At 47.9% G+C, this 20,972-nt stretch carries 20 protein-coding genes; 14 read left to right on the plus strand and 6 right to left on the minus strand.

Features of this window, described 5'->3' with window-relative positions; all coding sequences use genetic code 11:
• Positions 1 to 15: 15 nt before the first annotated feature.
• The 7 genes from DXT99_RS00535 (at position 16) to DXT99_RS00565 (ending at position 6,292) form a co-directional block, all read left to right on the plus strand.
• On the plus strand, positions 16 to 594 hold the full coding sequence (locus DXT99_RS00535; protein WP_246000372.1) for a DUF502 domain-containing protein: 579 nt from the start codon (positions 16 to 18) through the stop codon (positions 592 to 594).
• Between the two features lie 222 nt (positions 595 to 816).
• A complete protein-coding gene (locus DXT99_RS00540) occupies positions 817 to 1,629 on the plus strand; it encodes an alpha/beta fold hydrolase (RefSeq protein WP_115563561.1) in 813 nt (270 codons plus the stop codon).
• A gap of 189 nt (positions 1,630 to 1,818) precedes the next feature.
• Positions 1,819 to 3,024, plus strand: coding sequence for a PQQ-dependent sugar dehydrogenase (locus DXT99_RS00545; protein ID WP_115563562.1), 1,206 nt, complete (start codon positions 1,819 to 1,821; stop codon positions 3,022 to 3,024).
• 145 nt (positions 3,025 to 3,169) lie between these two features.
• Positions 3,170 to 3,652 carry an ATP-dependent zinc protease family protein gene (locus DXT99_RS00550; protein WP_115563563.1) on the plus strand — a complete coding sequence of 161 codons (483 nt, stop codon included), beginning with the start codon at positions 3,170 to 3,172 and terminating at the stop codon, positions 3,650 to 3,652.
• 7 nt (positions 3,653 to 3,659) lie between these two features.
• Positions 3,660 to 4,562: a 30S ribosomal protein S6--L-glutamate ligase gene (gene rimK / locus DXT99_RS00555; RefSeq protein ID WP_115563564.1), complete on the plus strand. Its 903-nt coding sequence runs from the start codon at positions 3,660 to 3,662 to the stop codon at positions 4,560 to 4,562.
• Positions 4,563 to 5,504, plus strand: a complete 942-nt coding sequence (locus DXT99_RS00560) for a succinylglutamate desuccinylase/aspartoacylase family protein (RefSeq protein ID WP_115563565.1) — start codon at positions 4,563 to 4,565, stop codon at positions 5,502 to 5,504. It begins immediately after the preceding gene.
• Positions 5,505 to 5,656: 152 nt separating this feature from the next.
• The gene (locus DXT99_RS00565) at positions 5,657 to 6,292 is read left to right on the plus strand and encodes a hypothetical protein (RefSeq protein ID WP_115563566.1); all 636 of its coding nucleotides are present in this window, start codon (positions 5,657 to 5,659) and stop codon (positions 6,290 to 6,292) included.
• A 120-nt stretch (positions 6,293 to 6,412) separates the two neighbouring features.
• On the opposite strand, the gene DXT99_RS00570 is transcribed toward DXT99_RS00565, so the two are convergent.
• The 6 genes from DXT99_RS00570 to DXT99_RS00595 form a co-directional block, all read right to left on the minus strand.
• Positions 6,413 to 6,904, minus strand: a complete 492-nt coding sequence (locus DXT99_RS00570; protein WP_115563567.1) for a hypothetical protein — start codon at positions 6,902 to 6,904, stop codon at positions 6,413 to 6,415.
• A gap of 113 nt (positions 6,905 to 7,017) precedes the next feature.
• Positions 7,018 to 7,803, minus strand: a complete 786-nt coding sequence (locus tag DXT99_RS00575; RefSeq protein ID WP_115563568.1) for an SAM-dependent methyltransferase — start codon at positions 7,801 to 7,803, stop codon at positions 7,018 to 7,020.
• A 44-nt stretch (positions 7,804 to 7,847) separates the two neighbouring features.
• The gene (locus DXT99_RS00580) at positions 7,848 to 8,519 is read right to left on the minus strand and encodes an oxidoreductase (protein ID WP_115563569.1); all 672 of its coding nucleotides are present in this window, start codon (positions 8,517 to 8,519) and stop codon (positions 7,848 to 7,850) included.
• Positions 8,520 to 8,878: 359 nt separating this feature from the next.
• Positions 8,879 to 9,715: a CvfB family protein gene (locus DXT99_RS00585; protein ID WP_115563570.1), complete on the minus strand. Its 837-nt coding sequence runs from the start codon at positions 9,713 to 9,715 to the stop codon at positions 8,879 to 8,881.
• A 213-nt stretch (positions 9,716 to 9,928) separates the two neighbouring features.
• Positions 9,929 to 10,555: a Dps family protein gene (locus DXT99_RS00590; RefSeq protein WP_115563571.1), complete on the minus strand. Its 627-nt coding sequence runs from the start codon at positions 10,553 to 10,555 to the stop codon at positions 9,929 to 9,931.
• Between the two features lie 73 nt (positions 10,556 to 10,628).
• Positions 10,629 to 12,470 (minus strand): BamA/TamA family outer membrane protein, encoded by a 1,842-nt coding sequence (locus DXT99_RS00595; RefSeq protein WP_246000373.1) that lies wholly within the window; start codon positions 12,468 to 12,470, stop codon positions 10,629 to 10,631.
• Between the two features lie 321 nt (positions 12,471 to 12,791).
• Here DXT99_RS00595 and DXT99_RS00600 point away from each other — a divergent pair, with 321 nt between their 5' ends.
• The 7 genes from DXT99_RS00600 to DXT99_RS00630 all read left to right on the plus strand — a co-directional run bounded on the left by DXT99_RS00600 (position 12,792) and on the right by DXT99_RS00630 (position 20,875).
• Entirely contained in the window at positions 12,792 to 14,057 is a 1,266-nt protein-coding gene (locus DXT99_RS00600) for a putative DNA modification/repair radical SAM protein (RefSeq protein ID WP_115563573.1), read from the plus strand.
• A gap of 154 nt (positions 14,058 to 14,211) precedes the next feature.
• Positions 14,212 to 14,352: a hypothetical protein gene (locus DXT99_RS26920; RefSeq protein WP_181884984.1), complete on the plus strand. Its 141-nt coding sequence runs from the start codon at positions 14,212 to 14,214 to the stop codon at positions 14,350 to 14,352.
• 16 nt (positions 14,353 to 14,368) lie between these two features.
• Positions 14,369 to 15,142 (plus strand): TIGR03915 family putative DNA repair protein, encoded by a 774-nt coding sequence (locus tag DXT99_RS00610; protein WP_115563575.1) that lies wholly within the window; start codon positions 14,369 to 14,371, stop codon positions 15,140 to 15,142.
• Between the two features lie 184 nt (positions 15,143 to 15,326).
• A complete protein-coding gene (locus DXT99_RS00615; RefSeq protein ID WP_246000374.1) occupies positions 15,327 to 15,695 on the plus strand; it encodes a hypothetical protein in 369 nt (122 codons plus the stop codon).
• Positions 15,696 to 16,340: 645 nt separating this feature from the next.
• On the plus strand, positions 16,341 to 18,305 hold the full coding sequence (locus DXT99_RS00620; RefSeq protein WP_181884985.1) for a DUF3857 domain-containing protein: 1,965 nt from the start codon (positions 16,341 to 16,343) through the stop codon (positions 18,303 to 18,305).
• A gap of 54 nt (positions 18,306 to 18,359) precedes the next feature.
• Positions 18,360 to 20,267 carry a DUF3857 domain-containing protein gene (locus DXT99_RS00625; RefSeq protein WP_115563577.1) on the plus strand — a complete coding sequence of 636 codons (1,908 nt, stop codon included), beginning with the start codon at positions 18,360 to 18,362 and terminating at the stop codon, positions 20,265 to 20,267.
• A 185-nt stretch (positions 20,268 to 20,452) separates the two neighbouring features.
• Positions 20,453 to 20,875: an ArsI/CadI family heavy metal resistance metalloenzyme gene (locus DXT99_RS00630; protein WP_115563578.1), complete on the plus strand. Its 423-nt coding sequence runs from the start codon at positions 20,453 to 20,455 to the stop codon at positions 20,873 to 20,875.
• Positions 20,876 to 20,972 lie beyond the last annotated feature (97 nt).

Here is a 20,972-nt window from a genome sequence, read left to right on the forward strand (position 1 = left end):
TGTTAACATAAGCACATGAACCGATACTTCCGCTTTCTGAACATTATTTTTATGAGAAACATTTTCCGTTACTTCGTTAACGGACTCTTAATCATAGCACCTCTTGCGCTTACCGTGTTCATCGTGGTGGGAATAATTGACTGGTTAGACAGCCTGTTCGATTTAGGTGTGCCGGGGCTGGGTATTCTGCTAATGGTACTGCTGTTGACGCTGGTTGGCTTTATCGGCTCCTCTTTCTTCATCAAGCCCTTTATTTCTGTAACAGAAGGCTTCCTGCACAAAGTGCCGCTCGTGAGTATTATCTACTCCAGCATTAAAGACCTTTTTGATGCCTTCGTGGGCGACAACCAGAAGTTTAACCAACCAGTAATGGTAAAGATGACAGAAGACTCTGATAACTATAAACTGGGCTTTTTGACACAGGACACCCTGGATACCATTAATATAGAAGACAAAGTGGCCGTATACTTTCCGCACTCCTATAACTTTTCCGGAGAGCTCTTCCTCGTGCCGAAACGCAATGTCACTTTCTTAGACATTCCGAGCAGCGAGGTGATGAAATTCGTCGTATCAGGCGGAGTCTCTAAACTTTAATTGTTTATTATTTAGTTATTGAATGGTTGTTTGTTCGTTGCCCATTCCGGAAGAATCTTAATCCAAATCCTGCAAAAGGCTAATACGCTAGCGTATAATTGGGTAACAACAGGTGATAAGAAGCACCACGCTACATGTTCTAAGTCCCGCTGGGACTTTTCGCGTAACAGCAGGTGTTAACTTTAACGCCATTTAACAATTAAACCATTCAGCAATTAAGCTTTGCCCTACGTCATCATAAATAGCTCTAAACTGCACTACCGGGTCATTGGGCACGGCAGCCGCGTGATGCTGGCTTTTCATGGCTACGGACAGAACAGCGCCTATTACCACCCCATGGAGCAGGCGCTTGGCAACGACTATACCATTTACGCTTTCGACCTTTTCTTTCATGGTCGCAGCCACCTGCACAAGCGCAGCATGCCGCTGTCCAAAAAGTTTCTTCAGCAACTTATAGAGCATTTTCTGGAAAAAGAGCAGGTTCAGCGCTTTTCCTTAATGGGCTTCAGCATGGGCGGTAAGTTTGCTCTCACGTTGGTAGAATGCATGCCGGAGAAAATCGAGGAGCTGTTTCTGATTGCACCAGACGGTATCAGAACAAGCTTCTGGTACAACATTGCCACCTACCCCGGATGGTTGCAGCAGTTGTTTAAGCGCACGGTGGTAAAGCCGGATATGTTCTTCGGGCTGCTTCGCATGCTGGACAAATACAACATGGTGCATAAAAGCCTGCTGCGCTTCGCCCATTACCAAATGGACAGCACCTCTAAGCGTCTGCGCGTTTACCGCAGTTGGGTTGGGTTCAGGGAGTTAAACTTTGATATCCGGAAAATAGTGCGCCTGCTGAACAAGCACCACGTGGCCGTTACCATGTTCCTGGGGGAGTATGACCAGATAATAGCCCCTAAGCGGGTGGGGGTGTTTGTAGATGCGCTGGATAAGGGGGAGTTGGTTGTCCTGAAAACCGGGCACTCCTACCTGTTGCAGGATGTGGCGGCACTACTGCACCGGAAGCGCATGCAAGGCGGTCGCTAAAAGGACCACCGTAAAACATAGCCATCCTTTTGTGGTTCTGTCTGGAACAAACCCGTATTCCCCTTTAAACATTGTACCTTTGTACGAGTATACCTAGTTTGGATTCAGGGGTGATGCTGCCCTGGCTATTGCTACTTAAAGGGAGTATGCGCAATTTTAAACCCTAAAATCTTTACGAAGCCTTTCATAATGAAAAAACCACTAAGCTTTATCCTTTCAGTTTTTGCCGTTGCCACTATTAGTGTTGGCTGCTCTTCCAATGAAAATGCTGAGAACGAGGAAATCACCAAAACAGGACCAACTGAAACGCAGCAGGCGCTCGGTGAATCAGAGACTGGTATGCCAACAGGCCCCATTGATCCAGATCTGGAAAGAATTACGCTGCCGGAGGGCTTCCGCATAGACTATTACGCCAAGGATGTGGACAATGCCCGTTCGATGGCTCTAAGTGAGTCTGGAATCCTTTTCGTGGGCACCCGGGAGGAAGATAGGGTATATGCTGTGGTGGATGAAGACAAGGACGGAAAGGCTGACGAAGTAGTGGTAGTTGCCTCCGGTTTAACGATGCCCAATGGTGTCGCCATCCGAAACGGAGCCCTGTACGTGGCCGAGGTGAACCGTGTTATCCGGTTTGATAACATAGAGCAGACTTTCCGCAATAACCCAACACATGAGGTGGTGAACGACCAGTTCCCGAGCGATGCGCACCATGGCTGGAAGTACATTGCCTTTGGTCCTGATGACAAGCTGTATGTGCCTGTGGGCGCACCTTGCAACATCTGTAAGTCTGAGAATCCTATTTATGCCACCATCAACCGTATGGATCCGGACGGTTCAAACCTGGAGATTTATGCGGAGGGCGTGCGCAATAGCGTCGGTTTCGACTGGCACCCGGAAACAAACAACCTGTACTTTACAGACAATGGCCGCGACCTAATGGATGATAACACGCCGGCAGACGAGTTGAACCGCGCGACAGAGAAAGGGCAGCACTTCGGCTATCCTTTTTGCCATGCAGGTGATGTGCCGGACCCTGAGTTTGGTACACAGCGCAACTGCAGCGAGTTTGTGCAACCGGTGCAAAAGCTGCACCCGCACGGTGGCTCGCTGGGTATGAAGTTCTACACCGGTAACATGTTCCCGGAGGAGTATCGGAACCAGATTTTCATAGCAGAGCATGGCTCCTGGAACCGCTCTGAGAAAATAGGCTACAGTGTGGCAACCGTTACGATGGATGCCAACGGGCAGGCTTCTCATCAACCATTTGCCGAAGGCTGGCTGCAAGGGCAGGAGGACTGGGGGCGCCCGGTAGATGTGCTCCTGATGCCGGATGGCTCTATGCTGGTGTCGGATGATAAGAACGATGCCATTTACCGCATCACATACCGTAAGTAGAATGCTGAGTTATGAGTTGGTAAGGTGTAGTAGTAGCTTGAGTTAAGGTTGCTGCAACTTGAAGTGGTAAAAGCTTATATATAACCGTTACCCTCTCAATCTCATTTATAATTCAGCATTCATAACTCATAATTCAGAAAGGTCTATGAAAGAGGGAAAACAAGTCAATTCCAATTCTGAGAAAAGAATCATCGGGAGGCGCGAACTCGTCTCGCTTCCAGAACTGGACATCCATGAGATAGAGGCGAAGATAGATACCGGGGCTTATACATCCGCCATTCACTGTTCTAATATACACGAAGAGACAAGGTCAGATGGAACGATGGTAATTGCCCTGGACCTGCTGGACCCCTCGCACCCACAGTATAACCACAAGAAGCTCAGGTTTACAGAGTACGAACTGCGCGAGATTAAAAGTTCCTTCGGGGAGGTGCAGGAGCGGTACATCATCCGTACAAAAATAAAATTCTTCGATGAGACAATTGAAGCCGAGTTTTCGTTGTCGGACCGTAGTGATATGAAGTACCCCGTTCTTATTGGGCGAAAATTGCTGAAAGGCAGGTTTATAGTGGATGTATCCCGTAAAAACCTCGCACACAAACTAAAGATCAAACAAAACAAGAAATAAAGCATTTATGAAAATTGCTATTCTCTCCCGTGACCAGAAACTGTATTCTACCCGCCGCTTAGTAGAGGCAGCCGAGCAGCGGGGGCACCAGGCTGTTGTATTAGACCACCTGCGCTGTGACCTTGTAATTGAGCAGGGCGACCCCCATATTCTCTACAAGGGCGAGCGCTTAACCGACATAGATGCCGTTATTCCGCGTATTGGTGCTTCTGTTACCTTCTATGGCACCGCAGTGGTGCGCCAGTTCGAGATGATGAAAGTGAGAAGTGCCGTAGACTCACAGGCTATTGTGCGCTCCCGGGACAAACTGCGCAGCCTTCAAATCCTTTCGCGTGCCGGGCTGGGTATGCCTAAAACAGCTTTTACCAATTACTCGAAACAAACATCCGAACTGGTGAAAGAGGTGGGTGGCGCCCCGCTCGTGATTAAATTACTGGAGGGCACACAAGGGCTGGGCGTGGTATTGGCCGAGACAAGAAAAGCTGCTGAATCGGTGATTGAGGCATTCCATAACCTGAAAGCCCGCATTATTGTGCAGGAGTTTATATCTGAGGCCGGTGGTGCCGACATCCGTGCGTTTATAGTGAACGGCGAGGTGGTAGGCGCTATGAAGCGGCAGGGCAAGGAAGGGGAGTTTCGATCTAACCTGCACCGCGGCGGCAAAGCCATGCTGATTAAGTTGTCGCGCCAGGAAAAAGCAGCAGCGTTGCTGGCCGCTAAGTCGCTAGGCTTAGGCATTGCCGGTGTAGACATGCTGCAGTCCAAGCGCGGACCATTGATTCTGGAGGTAAACTCATCACCAGGGTTAGAGGGGATAGAGCGCGCCACGCAAAAAGATATTGCAGGAAGAATAATCGAGTATATAGAAGGGCTTCCGGACAGGCAGCAGAAGAAAAAAGTAAAAGAATAGATGCCTGAAACCATTGTTATAAACGGTAAAAGCATAGACCGTGGAGAAAAGGTGCTGACCAAACTGGCCATCAGCAAACTGCCCAGCGGTACCGTTATTGAAATCCCCATTTATGTATTCCGCTCCGTGCATGATGGCCCTGTGGTGCTGTTGATGGCCGGTATGCACGGCGACGAAGTGAACGGAACAGAGATTGTCCGGCGCATGCTCAGCAAGAAAATGCTGTACCCGCTGAAAGGAACCATCATTGCCGTGCCGGTGCTGAACATTTACGGTTTCCTTAATTTTTCGAGGGAGGTGCCCGATGGCAAAGACGTGAACCGCAGTTTTCCGGGCAACCGCGACGGCTCACTGGCCAGCCGCGTGGCGTACCGCTTCATGAAAGAGATAATACCGTACGTAGACTATGGCCTGGATTTCCATACGGGTGGCTCCAGCCGCGCCAATTACCCCCAGCTACGCTGTGTGCTGGCTGACTCACGAAACGAAGAACTGGCCAGGGCTTTTGGAGCGCCATTTATACTGAACTCCCCTTACCGCCAGGGCTCACTGCGTAAAGAGGCTGCAAAACTGGGGAAATCCATTATGGTGTACGAAACAGGTGAGTCGCTGCGGTTTGATGAGAAGGGAATAAGTTTGGGTATAGAAGGTACCTGCCGCGTGCTGCACCACCTGGGCATGATGACTAATTTCACGCCCCCACATGAAGAAAGCGTCGTATGTATGAAAGACATCTGGCTACGGGCAAAGAATGCAGGCTTGTGGCGCAGCTATGTCAGATTAGGCGAGTACATAAAGAAAAACCAGAACATCGGCAGTATCACGGATCCGTACGGGGAGATGGAAGTACGGCTGAATGCTCCCGCATCCGGCTACATCGTTGGCCTTAATAATATGCCCGTTGTAAACCAGGGCGATGCGCTGATGCATATTTCTTTCTAGTAAAGGTTAGATGTAAGATATTAGTTGAAGAGCATATAGTTGAGAAGAGCCGCTGTAAAAATTTGCAGCGGCTCTTCTCAACTATATAGGGTTTTAGGAGTAAAGCATGTAGGAGTTATTCCTGATGAATTGCGTATCAAAGCTATAAGAGTATGAAGAAGCGGAAGCCTTTTATAAGTAAGTTCAGATACCTGGTTCTGGCTGTTTTTTCTTGTTTAACGATGGGCTTGCAGTGTGATGAATATGTTGAACCTGAATATAGCCATATTATTCAGGAGACGCTAAGCTTAACACCTTACAAAAAAACTTATAATGTAGGCGACACTAATTGGGTTGAAACAAACCTAACGGGTAAATACCTATATGACACAAAGATTTTTCAGAGAGTTCTTATAGATTCTGTGTCCTTGCCTCTGAAGTTATTTTACCACGATCTTTATAAAAATCCTTCGAGTACAACAGGTGGTTTTGTAAAGGCTATACATCCTGATTTGGTCGAGAAACAAGACCCATACCTGTTCTTCTACTATGCCTGTAATCAACCTGACTATAAGTTTAAAGTTGGGCTTGTGCTGCTAACGCCCGGAATATACTCTTTGCGTATAAGTGACCAAAACTACTTCTCAAATTGCATAACACAAGCTTCTTATTCCAGAATCTACTATAAGTTTGATTTAGAGGATAGCAATAAAGATATTTTTCTGGCGATTCCTCCTATTTCTAGAGGTGGCCTGAATACAGATAAAATGGACGCGAAAGAGGAGTTTATAGTGCAGGTTGTATTATAAAATATTATCTGATTATAATAGCAGCCAAAAAGAGCTATAAACAAAACAGGCCTTGCTATACTTCTAGCGAGGCCTGTTCTATTCTAAAAATCTTTAGGGCTGAGTTTCAACAATCAACACTTAAAACACATAACGCACATGCAGTGCTGTGTCCCAAAAGCCGCCGCCGCGTGGGATGTTGAAGTATGGCTTTACATCGGCACCGATGGTGAAGGGAATATCACGGATATAGTACTCAAGACCAAGAATGCCGTCTACGCCTAAACCAACAACATTGTCGTCATAGTTTCTGTGGTTACGGTCATAGTAGTCGTGGCCGTTGTAGAAGCCCACATGGCCACCTAAGCCATAGTACCACTGCAGGCCACTGGCGTTAAATGCCTGCGCATGCTTCTCGTACAGTACCGTTATAACAGTGCCTCTGTACTTAAAGCTGGTGCTCAGGATGCCTTCTATTGCGGCATCACTCTGGATGAAATGCTTCACTGTGAGGCCGGATGCGGCACCACCCCTAAAACCAATACCTGTCTGGTATTCCTGTGCCTGGGCGCCAAAGCTCATGCAGAGCATGAGAGCAAGAGCGAATGAAAAGCGGTAAATAGTAGTCTTCATGAAATCGTTAAGAATTGATAAATAAGCAATAGACGTTGCTGTGCAGCATGCCGCAGCGGCTGCAAATATAGAAATTCTAACGAAGCAGAAAGTGACTATTGTGTGAGGAGGCGCTACTTTTTAGTTTCCTTTTTGTAGTTCTGCAGGTAAGCGGTCTTTTGGGTGCGCCGCCCAATCAGTTTAAAGAAAGATACAAAATTCTGATTATCAAGATGTAGTGCTTTTGCAAAAGGGTCTGGCTGGCCTTCCTTCTCAAAGTCCTTTACATACTGTTCCCGCACGTGCTGTGCTTCTTCCAGTTCCTGCGCCGCCTCTATGTGCACCAGCCCCGTTTTCTCCCATAGTTTGCGCCACCAGTCTACAGTGTGGATAAAGTACCAGTACTTCTGGTAGTCCTCGCGCAGGAAGTCCGGTACCTGCTCCAGCGAGTCTATTTCTTTTGTAAAACAGACATCTACTATCGCCAGATAGCCTTCCGGCTTAAGGAAACGGGCAATGTAAGGGAGGTACTTTTCGTCGGTGCCGAAGTAGGTATAGGAGTCTACTACAATTACTACATCAAAATACTCTTCAGCAAAGGGCAGAGCACGTGCATCAGCCTCCAGCGGAGTAACTTTTCCCTCGCAGCCTGCATCCAGTATGCGCTGGTAATTGTCGCTGGCCGATATGGCATTGTCTACGGCCCAGACGTCTACGCCGAACTCTTTTGCCAGGAAAATGGAGCTGATGGCTTTGCCGCAACCTAAATCCAATACCCGCATGCCCGGCTTCAGTTCCAGCGACTTCGTTAGGCTCTCGAGGTTGAAGAGCACATTCTCCCCCATGGAGTGCTGGCGCACCCATTCCGGATCATAGTTTGAAACCTTCGGAAAAACGTGCTGTAGTGGTTGGGAGGGCATAAAAATGAAAATGTGTCTGCCTGCAACTGTACGGTAGGGAGGCGCTAAAGTTTGGCGCCCAGTCCGGCAATGTCGTCTGATGGGTGGATGTGCACGCCCGGTTTGTCCTGAGAAGCAGCGTAGAGCATGCCTTTGGCCACTGTTTCGGCTTCTATGGGCTTGTACTTTTCCAGCGGTCCAATCATCAACCCGCTCAGGGGCTTCATGATTTTAGACGCCAGTTCCTCGCCAGTGCGCTGATCTTCCCGCTCACCCAGCAGCAGCGATGGCCGGAAAAAGTGCGTGGCTGTAAAAGGCTGTTGTTGCACATGCTGTTCCATCTCGCCCTTCACTTTGTTATAAAATATCATGGAGCCGACATCGGCACCCATAGCAGAAACTACGATGAATTGAGCCGCGCCTTTGTTAGCCGTGATTTCCGCTAATTGCACTACGTAGGTGTGGTCTACTTTATAAAAAGCATCTTTGGAGCCTGCTTTCTTAATAGTAGTGCCGAGGCAGCAGAATACATCATCGGCCACCAATGCGGAGGCGTGATTTTTAAAGTTGTCAAAGTCCATCACCCGCTGTTCCAGGTTAGGGTGTATCAGGGGCAGTTCGCGGCGGCCAATCGAAATTACTTCGCTGTAACGCTGGCTCCTCAGGAGCAGGTTCAGCAGGTGGCCGCCTACAAGTCCGCTGCCTCCTGCAATAAGGGCAGTCCTCACTTTTTGCATAGGGTTGTTCTCTTACGCAGACAGTACGTTCTTTAGGGCTGTATAGTCTGAAAAGTGTAGTAGATTAACCCAAAATTGTTGTTTTGGAGTACCTGGAGTATTGTGACTACATTGTCAAATTGCGCCTCACATTGTTTTGCAGGCCCTGCCTTAGAGCATGTTTAAATTTCGTTTTTGGATGCGAAAATTGTCCATGAAGGGTTCTGGCGAAACGGTTTTGGAGCTTCATAGCAGCGCTATGGAGCGAGAAAACTGTGAAGTCAGGTTCCTTTATGGGCAGTTTGCAGCGCAAAGGATGAATTTTAAACATGCTCTTATAGCCCGATTTTACTCCAAACCAAAAGGTGTAACGTTCAGAACTATTTCAAGCGGATGCTGCCCTCCTCCAGTTGTATTTTGCCTGCTTTATAAAGCCCTCCAATAGCGCGCTTAAAGGTTTTCTTGCTCATGCCCAAAGTCTTGTAAATATCTTCCGGAGTGCTGCTGTCGGAGAGGGGTAGCCAGCCGTTGCCCTGCTTTAGCAAGCCTATTATTTTTTCAGATGCCTCGTCAGCCTCACTGAGAATGGTGGCATTAGGCTTGCGCAGCGTTACGTCAACCTTGTTGTCCGGGCGGATGGCTTTGATGTAGCCGGTGGTTTTGTCGCCTAGCTGCAGGTCCTGGAATACCTCATTCTGGTAAAGCATGCCCATGTAGGCGTTGTTAATAATCACCTTTATGCCGATGTCTGTAAAGCCTGCCACCAATAGCTGTACTTCTTCGCCTTCTGTCAGCTGCATGTCCTCGTTCTGCAGGTACTTCCCCAGTTTAGTGGTCGCCACCACGCGGTCTGAGGTTTCATCTAAATAGAGGTATACACAGTACTTGCGGCCCACCTGCATTTTGTCTTTCTGGTTGGTGAGGGGCACCAACAGGTCCTTCTCCAGTCCCCATTCCAGGAAAGCACCGAAAGGAGCGGTATCGGTACAGGTGAGGCAGGCAAACTCGCCCACTGTGGCATAAGGCTCCAGGTCGGTGGCGATAATACGGTCTTCCGAGTCGCGGTACACGAACACGCGTACCGTGTCGCCCACCTGTGCTCCTTTGGGAATATATTTGGCCGGTAGCAGGATGTCCCCGTCCTCAGAGGTAAGGTATACCCCAAAATCCACTTCACGTGCTATCTCCAGTTCATTGTAATTGCCAAGTTCTACCATAGTTTTATCTTCTGTGTGTTTGCTGTTATACGGGAATGCCTTTACAAATTTAATGAAATCCTGCCCCGGTTAAAAGATATGGCAAAGGATATAGAAGGAGCGTGTTATATATTCCGGATAGTGTGTTAAAATGTACAGGCTTTTCTGTTGCTCTGGAAACAAAGAAGGCAGCCCGTTGTCAGGCTGCCTTCTTTGTTTCAGTTGTGTTTTGGCTTAAGCCTTTTCTTTAGAAGTAGACTTTTTAGCAGTCGTTCTCAGGCCTTTTGTGCCCGTTGAGGCTTTGTCATCTTCCTCCAGAATATCTCCTGGTTTGTGCAGTAAACCAATTGTAAGGCCGTCTTCGCCCAGGAAGTGCTCAATGTGGTGGCAACGGTCTTCTGTTTTGAACAGAATGCCTTCCAATAGCGTCTTTGTGCCGAAGTCACTGTGTTCCATGGCCAGCTTAATAGACTTGCGCAGTTCTACGGCAATGGTTTTCTCGTCTTCCATGTCCTTCTGCAGCATCTCCCGAATACGGAACTCTCCTTCCTCCTCATGCTCAATGTAAGAAAGCTCTATCTGCTTTGCCGGGTGGCAGGTTGGTACAACGCCCATCACGGTCAGTCGCTCTGCAATTGCATCGTACTGCTCATGAATCTCAGTATAGTGTTCTTCAAAAAACAGGTGCAGGTCGCGGAACTGTGGGCCTTCAACGAGCCAGTGGTGCTTGTGGTACTGGTTATATAAGATAATGAAGGAGGAAAGGTGGCGGTCAAGTTCTTTTGCCATTTTAGTGGCCGTGTCTTTTGTTAAGCCAACCGGATTTCCTTCGTATTCTGATTTTTCTCTAACTTTTTCCATAGTATTTTCTTGTATTCTTAATGCTTTCTATACCTCTTAAACAGGTAAAGCTTTCAAAAAGATACGTAGGAATTTAATAAAAGTCAGCTACGCCCGGGCGCGTAAACTGGAAGTCCTGGAAGTCGTAGTAGGGCCGCGAGGTGTTGAAAATCCGGAAGGCTTTGATTTCCTCGTTGATTGGAAGCTGCGGATAATAGCTCAGGGAGAACTGTATGGTGCTGAAAGACAGGTACTCGTTCCGGAAGCGGAGCCCGACGCCATAGCCGCGGTATGGTGCTCCTTTGAAAGGGGAGCTTTCGCTTTGGGAAGATAGCCATGCGAAATCTGCAAAAACGACTGTGGCCAGCTTAAATCCAAAGAGAGAGAACGGAGTATAGAGGTTCGCTTCATAGTTTAACGCGACACGGCGGGAACCTCGCAAAAGGGTGGAGCGAAAGCCCCGCAACCCGCTCTCGTCATTAATGGAAAGCAGTTCTTCCGGGTTACGGTTGATGCCCCACGTGCCCCGGCCCCAGAAAAACTGGCGCAGTTTCCAGTTGCCCCACTCCGACAGCTTTGTGAAGTATAACGTTTCCAGTTGCAGTACACCCTGTTCCCATTGGCTATCCCGCACAAAAGAGCCGTAAGAAGCTTTGCCATACAGGTAGCCGAAGTCAGTTTGGTATTTCGCCATGGACACTGAAGCGCCAAAGTATTTCCGGTCCCGGAGGTCGCCTTCTTCATAGCCTGTGGTCAGGGAGAGGAGGGTGCCTGTCGGAATATCCTCCGTTCTACCAAATCCGAAAAGGTAGCGGTCTTTATAATATTTCCGGATGCTGTAACCCAGGCTTCCCATCACCAGCGTGTTGTCCTGAAAGCTGTCAGATGGTTTGATAGAGTAGTCTGTGCGGGTAAAGCGGAGCCCGAGTATGAGCCGGCTGCGGGGCTCATACCCCAGGTTATAAGATTTAAACCTGAAAGAGCGGCCCAGCCAGACATCCTGCTGGTTATAGCCTAAATTGGCATAACGGGCTATGGTGTCTTCAGAAGTAGGGGCTAACATGATGCGTTGTTCTATCCAGTTTACTCCTAAAGCACCGGCATACCTGGTGTTGGTAGAGAAGAATTCGCGACGCAGCAACACACTTTTCTCTTTATAGAAGTTTTTGTCTACGTAGGCCATGTCGGCGGTAATATAGGTGCGCCCGATGTTCTCGATGGTATAGTAGCCGGCTGCTTCCCAGGGGCGGGGCCTGGTGGTTATACCAAAGCGGTAGGAGCCTTCCACCTGGTGGCCCTGGCCCAGGAAATTTAACTCACGCAGCGTAATGCGTCCCCGGCCGGAGGAGGGATCAAGAGAGCCGGAACCGCCCAGGCTAAAAATGTCTCTTGTGATGACGAACACATCCACGCTGTCTTCGGTAGTAGTTTCCTCATTCACTATAATGCGGGCATCTAGAATGTACCTTGTCTGGCGTAGTAAACGCTCAGACTCTACAAGTGCCAGTGGCTCTAGGGGAGCATCCTTCTCGAAGAGCAATTTATTACGAATAAGGCCGCGCCCCGTTCTCATGTGCAGGGAGTTGCCAGCCTTTTCAAAGAAATTTTTGGGTGCTTTGGTGGTATCGTGGACGGAGTAGCCAAAGGGCTTCATTCCCATAAAATCGATGCGGCGCACAATCTTGTATGTGTGCTTCTCATACTCTTTCTCAATCAGCTCGGCATCCAAACCATACACTTCCTCACCTCCCCGGTCAAACACCAGCACGGCCTTCAGTAGTTTACCCATGATGGTCTTTCGCTCCGACATCTGCCGCAGGTTCTCCATTACACGGTCATCGAACTTCTGTTTTGTGGTATCGGTGAGAGTGGAGTCTTGTTGGAGTGGGGGAGTTGCCTGCTGTGCCTGGCACACCTCCACCAGCAGCAAGAGCAAGCCGATAAGGCATGCTAATGGTAAACAGCGGAAGAAATGGTGTGAACAAAACATGAACAGAAGTTAACCGTGCTCGGGTATAGATTTTTGTGGCTACTAATATAACGCTTTATTATGCCAATAGTGTTTCCTCCTGTTCATAATATAGCGTCTGAACCATGGGAGCTTAACTGAATAGCTGCATAGTGTATCAGCTATACTAATATTTTTAGTTTATCAACAGGTGTTGATAACATTGTGAATAAAATTTGCTAAAAATATTGGTTTATATGCCTGCTTGGCTGTACCTTTAAAACATCAAAAGTACAGAAGGTCAAGTGTATGGACAGTAGGATAACTGAGAAACTAAAGATATTAGCAGATGCTGCAAAGTACGATGTTTCCTGCTCTTCCAGCGGCGGGAAGCGCAAAAATGAGAACAAAGGTTTAGGAAATGCCGAGGGGATGGGAATCTGCCACAGCTATACAGAAGATGGACGCTGTGTATCGTTGCTCAAGATTCTGCTCACCAACTTCTGCATTTACGACTGTGCTTACTGTGTTACACGCAAAAGCAATGACGTGGAACGGGCTGCCTTTACGGTGCAGGAGGTAGTGGACCTCACCATTAACTTCTACCGCCGCAATTATATTGAGGGGCTGTTCCTTAGTTCCGGCATTTTCAAGAATGCGGACTATACCATGGAGCGCCTTGTGCGGGTGGCTAAAAAGCTGCGGCAGGAGCACAAGTTTAATGGCTACATTCACCTGAAGACAATACCAGGAGCCAGTGAAGAGCTGATAAAAGAGGCGGGGCTGTATGCCGACAGGCTGAGCGTAAACATTGAGCTGCCATCGGAGGCAAGCCTGCAGCAGCTGGCACCGGAGAAAAACTATACTGAAATCCTGCTGCCGATGGGTTCCATCAGTCAGCAACTGCTACAGGCAAAGGAAGAGAAGAAGCTGTTCAGGTCGGCGCCTGCCTTTGCGCCTGCCGGCCAGAGCACGCAGCTGATTGTGGGTGCCTCGGCTGAAAACGACCACCAGATTCTGCAACTCTCCAGCCAGTTGTACAAGTCCTATAGCCTGAAGCGCGTGTACTATTCCGGCTATGTGCCGGTGAGCAGCGATAACCGGCTGCCTATTATCACGGAGCCACCCATTATCCGGGAGAACCGCATTTACCAGGCCGACTGGCTGATGCGCTTCTATGGGTTTGATGCGAAAGAGATTGTAGACGAGCTGCACCCGAACCTGGAACTGGATATTGACCCGAAACTGGCCTGGGCGCTGCGTAACCGGTTTACTTTTCCGGTGGAGATAAACACAGCCGACTATGAAATGATTTTGCGGGTGCCGGGCATCGGGGTGAAATCAGCTAAAAAGATTGTGTCGGCCAGAAGGTTTACACAGCTAAACTTCGAGCACCTGCGCCAAATGGGCGTGGTGCTGAAACGGGCAAAATATTTTATCACCTGCCAGACCAAAAGCCTGCAAAGGCAAGAACTCGACTCGCAGCAGATTCGCAACAAGATTCTGTTTGGTGATGGTTCTGTGCGCAGCGCGCTGCTAACGCAGCAGCTGGATTTGTTCCGCCAGGTTGGCTAATACCGGGCATATGTTCCTGCATGTGAGAGGAAAAAAGAAGGGAAAGCCTTGTGTTCAGCATCATATGACTTTGAGAGCGATGGCCGCAGCAAAAAAGAAAACAGTCAAGTCAAATCATACCTCTAATTCTGTTCAAACTAAAGAAGTTACTGTCATGAGAAAAAATCAGAAGGTTGCCCGTGTGTCTCTTTGCTGTAAACTGAATATGCTGGTGCCGCAGCTGCAAAGCCTGTCCGCCAGAATGCAGTCTGAGTCCGGAGACAAAAACCGCAACAGCTATAACGGGAATAAATAACATAGCCTGTACGCCCATGCACCTATACACCTACGATGGTACTTTTGAAGGGCTGCTGACGGTGGTGTTTGAGGCCTATGAGCGAAAAAGCTGGCCTGCCAGCATTGAGCAGGAGCAAGTGGCGCAGCCCAGTATGTTCGGCGAAACTATTGCGGTAATAGCAAACGAGCAGAAGGCACAGCGCGTGTGGCAGGGGCTACAGAAAAAGCTGTCAGCGGGAGCCTTGCAGGAGCTTTATTATACCTACCTTTGGGAGCAACCGGGGTTTGAGCGCATCATTTTTGACTACGTTCGCTTAGTTTTCGAAACAAAGGAAAACATTGAAGGCAATTTTGCCGCGCCCTGTGTGCTGCAGGTGCAACAGGCGGCAAAGCAGGTGCACCGCGAGAAGCACCGCATGGAAGCTTTTGTGCGTTTCCAGAAAACGGCGGATGAGCTGTTTTATGCCACTATTTCCCCTGATTTTAATGTGTTGCCCCTTATTCTGAATCACTTCGGGAAGCGGTATGCTGATCAGCGTTGGGCTATCTATGACACCCGCCGCCGCTATGGTGCTTATTATGACCTGCATGCCATCACTTTCATGAAGTTAGAGTTGCCGCCACAGCAGCGTGCCAGTGTACCCGCTGCGGCCATGGATGCGGAAGAAGACAAATACAGGCAGCTGTGGCAGGTATACTTCGACCACGTGAATATACCGGAGCGGAAGAACCCGAAACTGCACCTGCGCCACATCCCCCGGCGCTACTGGAAATACCTGTCAGAGAAGCAGCCTCAGGTGCTGCGGTAGCAGCTTCTTGTGCATCAAATCATATTTTGTACTAAAAATGGAAAATAACTGCACTTATGTTGCAACCATTTTCCCTAAAATACGTTCAATATGATATATATTACTTTTAAGTTGTATCTGCAGGTAAAGGATTAGGGGAGAAAATCGCTTTGTTCTTTACGCTGCGTAAAACATATTATGCACTATGAACACAAGGGTACGAAAGAAATTAATTCAAGTAGCCCGAGGTCGGGCGCACCTGATGTCCTTCCAAAATCTAATCTACGAGGCTGAACTCGGCCTGAATTTAGAAAACACCTATGAGAAGTCGATGCTGACTGAGGTAATCGACGAGATTTCAGAAAAAGAGCATGCTGCTGGCAGACCTTTGCTCAGCGCGTTGGTGCGGGTGAAAGGACAAAAAAACCAAGGCGACAACTTTTTCAGGCTTTGTGAGCGTCTCGGCTATGGCAGTTGGAAAGATCTGAAACGAAATCATAAGTTTATCCAGGAGCAGCGGGAAGCTTGCCGCGAATTCTGGCAGGACGGTAAAAATTTTAAGTCCTATCTGTAGCATAACATGAGGTAGAGCCTCCGAAAGAAAAACAGTGAGTTTAAAAGGTAGAGTGGTAGCAAGGGAACATCCAGGCTGCCACTCTACCTTTTTTGTGCATCTAAACATCTCTTAAACACCACATACTCCTCCTCCTGTGGTATCAAACAGCAAGCTCCAAAATTCTTACTGCTGCTTTCATTAGTGCAATTGAAATCCAACTGGTGAGAACTCTCTTTCTTATTTAAAAAGCGTGGCATCATCGAAAAAAATAATCCTGCCTTAGCAGTTTAATAACAACTGCTTCTTAAAAAACGACTCCAGAAGTATAGTGAACATGCTGACTTAGAGAATTCTTTTACCGCAATGAGGAAGTAATTTAAGCCAAGTGCTATTTTGAACTTATTCATGCCGTTGTATGAGTGCTTCATCAGGACCTGAAAAAAAACCGGCAGGCAGGTGGCTCAAAGATACCTATTACTGAGTTTCGAGTGAAATAGATCAGATATTATATATTTTATTTGAATATATAAAGGAATATTATTTTATTTATACGATGCTTAGAGGGAGGCGAGTCATTGCCGCTTACGTTCAGGTCCTTTCTTTATGCTACAGAGGCGCTTTATACATCTATACCTAATTCATTCACTTTACAACAGCTTATCTATGAAAGCAAAAATTTCTACTAAACTTATTCTTTTATTTTTCCTGGTATGCTGCTCCTGGTCGCAGGTGCGGGCACAGGCTGCTAAATTCGGCAAAATTGATGAGGCAGAACTTACCATGCGCACTTATGAAAAAGATACCAGCGCAGCCGCAGTTATTTTGTCAGACTACGGTTATACTCATTTCAACCTGATAAATGAGCTACAGGTAGTAACGGAGCGCCATATCCGCATTAAGATTCTGAAGAAATCAGGTTATGATTGGGCAAATATAACAGTACCTTATTATCAGCACGGTTCTACAAGAGATAGAGTAGGTAGCATTAAAGGGTTTACCTATAACCTCGAAAACGGTAAAGTGCAGAAAGAGAAGCTGGATTCTAAAACTGTTTTCGACGAGCAACGAAGTGAGTATTGGTACATGAAGAAGTTCACGATGCCCAATGTAAAAGAAGGGTCCGTGATTGATGTGAGCTACGTTATTACGTCTGACAGGGTGTACAATATGCGTGAGTGGGAGTTTCAGTCAACTATCCCAACGGTATGGAGCGAGTACCGTGCACGAATTCCACAATACTTCGATTATAAGTTCCAGATGCAGGGATACCATCCATTGCACAAAAGCGATAATCAGAAGCAGAGTGGCAATGAAATGATCAACAACTCCTATGTGTGGGCGATGAAAGATGTGCCGGCCCTAAAGGAAGAGAAGTACATCACATCGCTCAGTGATTACCAGTCTAAAATAGAATTTGAGCTGCAGCAAGTGAACATACCCGGAAGAGGCACTGAGGTTATGACCGGAAGCTGGAGCAAAGTAACAGATGACCTGCTCGGGGATCACTCCTTTGGCATACAGCTAAACCGCAGTGGTTTCTTTAAGGAGGATCTTGCCGCTATCAGTGCAAAGTATAAGGAACCGGAGCAGCAGATGCAGGCTATTTTTGAGTTGGTGAAGTCGCGGATGAAATGGAATGAGAAGTACGGCATTTATACTAGCAACCCAATCCGGAAAGCATATGACCTGCGGCAGGGAAGTGCTGCAGAAATTAACCTGCTGCTTACTTCTATGCTGCTGGAGGCAGGGCTGGATGCAGGGCCGGTGCTGGTGAGCACCCGGGAGCACGGCCGTGTTATAACGTCTTACTCTCCGATGCTAAATAAATTCAATTATGTGATAGCGCATGTACAGGTGGGCGGCAAGGAGTATCTGCTGGATGCCACAGATCCGCTTTTGCCTGTAGGCATGCTGCCGTTTCGCTGCCTGAACGGAAATGGCCGCCTCATAAAGAAAGCGGACCAGCGTTGGGTAGAACTGACAGCGACTACCTCCCTTACTAAACTATTCAACGCCACAATCACCATCAACGAACAGGGGGAGTTAACAGGTACTGGTCACGAGTCTGCTGGCGGTTACCGTGCCCTTTACCTGCGCAAAACTATTTTAGAGGAAGGGGAGAGCAAATATGCCGAGCGCATAACCAAAGAAATAGGTGATTTTAAAATGAGTAAGCCTGAAATCAAAAATCTGCGTGACATTAATAATGCGCTGGATATTATTTATAACATCAGCGCCAGTGGCAGTGGTCAGGCCAATCACATCATTTACCTGAACCCCATGCTGGGGCAGGCAGAGAAGGAGAACCCTTTCAAGCTAAATGAGCGCCTGTATCCTGTTGACTTTGGTACCCCGATAGATGAGACTTATATCTGCCGCTTTACTATACCAGCCGGTTATGAATTAGATGAAGTTCCCAAAAGTCTGGTTGTGAACCTGCCTGAGAAAGGCGGCCGCTTCATGTATGTGGTGCAGCAGGAGGGAAACAGCCTGCAGGTGATGAGCAAGGTAAACATCAGCAGACCCGTTTTCTTTGCACCGGAATATGCCTATCTCAAAGAGTTCTACAACCAGATAATTGCGAAGCAGGCGGAGCAGATTGTGCTGAAAAGAATCGCAGCAAACTAAGCCCGGCCGCCACAGCCACCTTTTTATCTGATAATAAACTTATGTAAATTTTTTATGTGCAAGAACTATATCTTTCTCTGGGTTGTGGTTAGCCTGCTGCTCCTGCAGTTACAAACAAAGGCAGGTAGCCAAAACAGTGTTAGCGAACCTTCAGAGGATACCAATATTATTATTCACTCAGAGGAAACCGTGTTTACCGTTGAATCGCTTAAAAGTGGTACAACAAAATATAAGGTGTCCATCACCATCCTGAACAGCAATGGCAACCACCGGGCAAAGCAATATGTGCACTACGACAAGTTGCGGAAGGTGCAGTATATCAAAGGTGCCTCTTATGACCGGTCAGGCAAGAAAATAAAAGCTCTCAAGAATAAGGATATCACAGATGTAAGTGCCATCAGCGACTTCTCGTTATATGAAGATAACCGGGTGAAGATTGCAGACCTGACCCATACAGTGTACCCGTACACCGTTGAATTCGAATATGCGCTCACATCAGAAAATCTGCTGTTTTACCCCATTTTTAATCCACAGGACGAAGAGCACCTGAAAGTGGAGAAGGCAAGCTACGAGGTGCAGATGCCGGTAGGAATGAGACTGCGTTACCTCGAAAGCAATATGCCGCAACCGGTGAAGAAAACAACCACTGCCACACACGAAGTATATACCTGGCAGGTGCAAAACTTGGAGCCGGTAGAAACAGAGCCTTATGGCCCTGAACTGGAAGAACTCGTGCCTGTTGTGCGCACAGCGCCAACTGATTTTGAGGTAGAAGGCTACAAAGGCAACATGGAGAGTTGGAAAAGCTATGGTTTATGGGTGGAGCAACTGAACAAAGGCCGTGATGTGCTGCCGGAGGCAACGAAGCAAAAGCTTGTGGAAATGACAGCCAAAGCGAAGACACCGGAAGAAAAGGTGCGGATTGTATATGACTACCTGCAGGGTAAAACACGCTATGTGTCCATACAACTGGGTATTGGCGGCTGGCAGCCATTCGAAGCCAACTTCGTGGACAGCAAAGGCTACGGCGACTGCAAAGCCCTCACCAACTATACACAAGCTATGCTGAAAACGGTTGGTATAAACTCGTACCACGCCCTGATTCGCGCCGGAGGCGGTGTGCCGGATATAAAGACTGATTTTCCGAGTAGCCAGTTTAACCACGTGGTGCTGTGTGTGCCAATGGCTAGCGATACGCTCTGGCTGGAGTGCACCAGCCAGACAGAGGCGGCCGGTTATTCGGGTAGCTCTACCGGTGGCCGCCATGCGCTGCTGATAACACCTGAAGGAGGCAAACTGGTAAAAACACCTGATTACGCAGCCGTTGATAATGCCCAGCTACGTCATATCAAAGTAAAGCTGGATGAGAAGGGCAGCGGCAGCGCCAGCGTGACAACCCGCTACACCGGCATGCAGCAGGAGGCGCGTGACAATGCTATTCAGAACCTGGAGCCTGAAGAGCAGCGCAAATGGCTGTACCAGCAGGTGAAGATTCCTGCCTTTGAGATAGAGAAATATGCTTTTGCGCAACAGAAGGACAGGTTGCCAGTTGTAACAGAGCAACTGGAGCTTAGTCTTCGCCAATGTGCCACTATCAGCGGCAAACGTATGTTTGTCTCGCCTAACCTGATGAGCAAGTGGACGTATGTGCCTAACCAAAAGGAAAAGCGGCTAACGGAGGTCGTGCGTGGCATGGCATTTCTGGATGTGGATACGGTGGAGTTTGAACTGCCGGTTGGCTATACGGTAGAGTATCTGCCCCAGGAAGTAGTGCATCAGTCTGTTTTCGGGGAGTACAAAGCCTCTGTAAAAGTAGACGGACAGCGGGTTATCTACATGCGTAGCATGCAAATGGGCAAAGGCCGCTTCAAACCGGAGTCTTATGCACAGTTGATAACATTCCTGAACAATGTGATTAAATTTGATAGCCAGCAGGTGGTCTTTGTGAAGAACATTCCGTAAAGCCGCAATATAAATCTGAACGTCTTAACCAGGTAGTAACTAAAACCTATGTAACACATAAGTCATAAGTAGAACGCAGGCCTTTGAAAGAATTTTAAATAATTCTTTCAAAGGCCTGCGTCTTTTCAGAGGTGGCTCCGTCATCAGGGTGTAAATGAAAAAAAACACCTAAAAGAATAATAGCCATGAAAAGATTCCATGTAAACGTACGCGTAAAGAACCTGCAAGAGTCAGCAGCTTTTTACACCGCCTTATTTGCTACACCGCCTACTGTTTTAAAAGAAGACTATGCCAAATGGATGCTGGAAGACCCGCGCATCAACTTCGCCATATCGCTGCACCCGGAAAACGCCGGCATCGAACACCTGGGTATTCAGGTAGAAAGTGAGGAAGAACTGGCAGAAGTATACGGCAACCTGAAAAGCGCGAAAGGTGCTATCCGGGAAGAAGGAAAATGCACCTGCTGCTATGCAAAATCAGAAAAGTCGTGGATAACCGACCCGCAGGGTGTGGACTGGGAAGCATTCTATACGTTTGGTGAGGCAACCGTTTATGGAGAGGGCGCTAACGCCCGCACCAAAGAGCCAGAAGCAGCAATTGCCCATTAGTGCAAGACAGAGCAGGTGCAGAAGCAGCCGTACCTGAACAAAGATATGGCTGCTTCTGCACTTGCTCTGCCTTTCTTCAGATAGGGAATAAGCTGTT

Source organism: Pontibacter diazotrophicus (assembly GCF_003367245.1).
Classification (GTDB): Bacteria; Bacteroidota; Bacteroidia; order Cytophagales; family Hymenobacteraceae; genus Pontibacter; species Pontibacter diazotrophicus.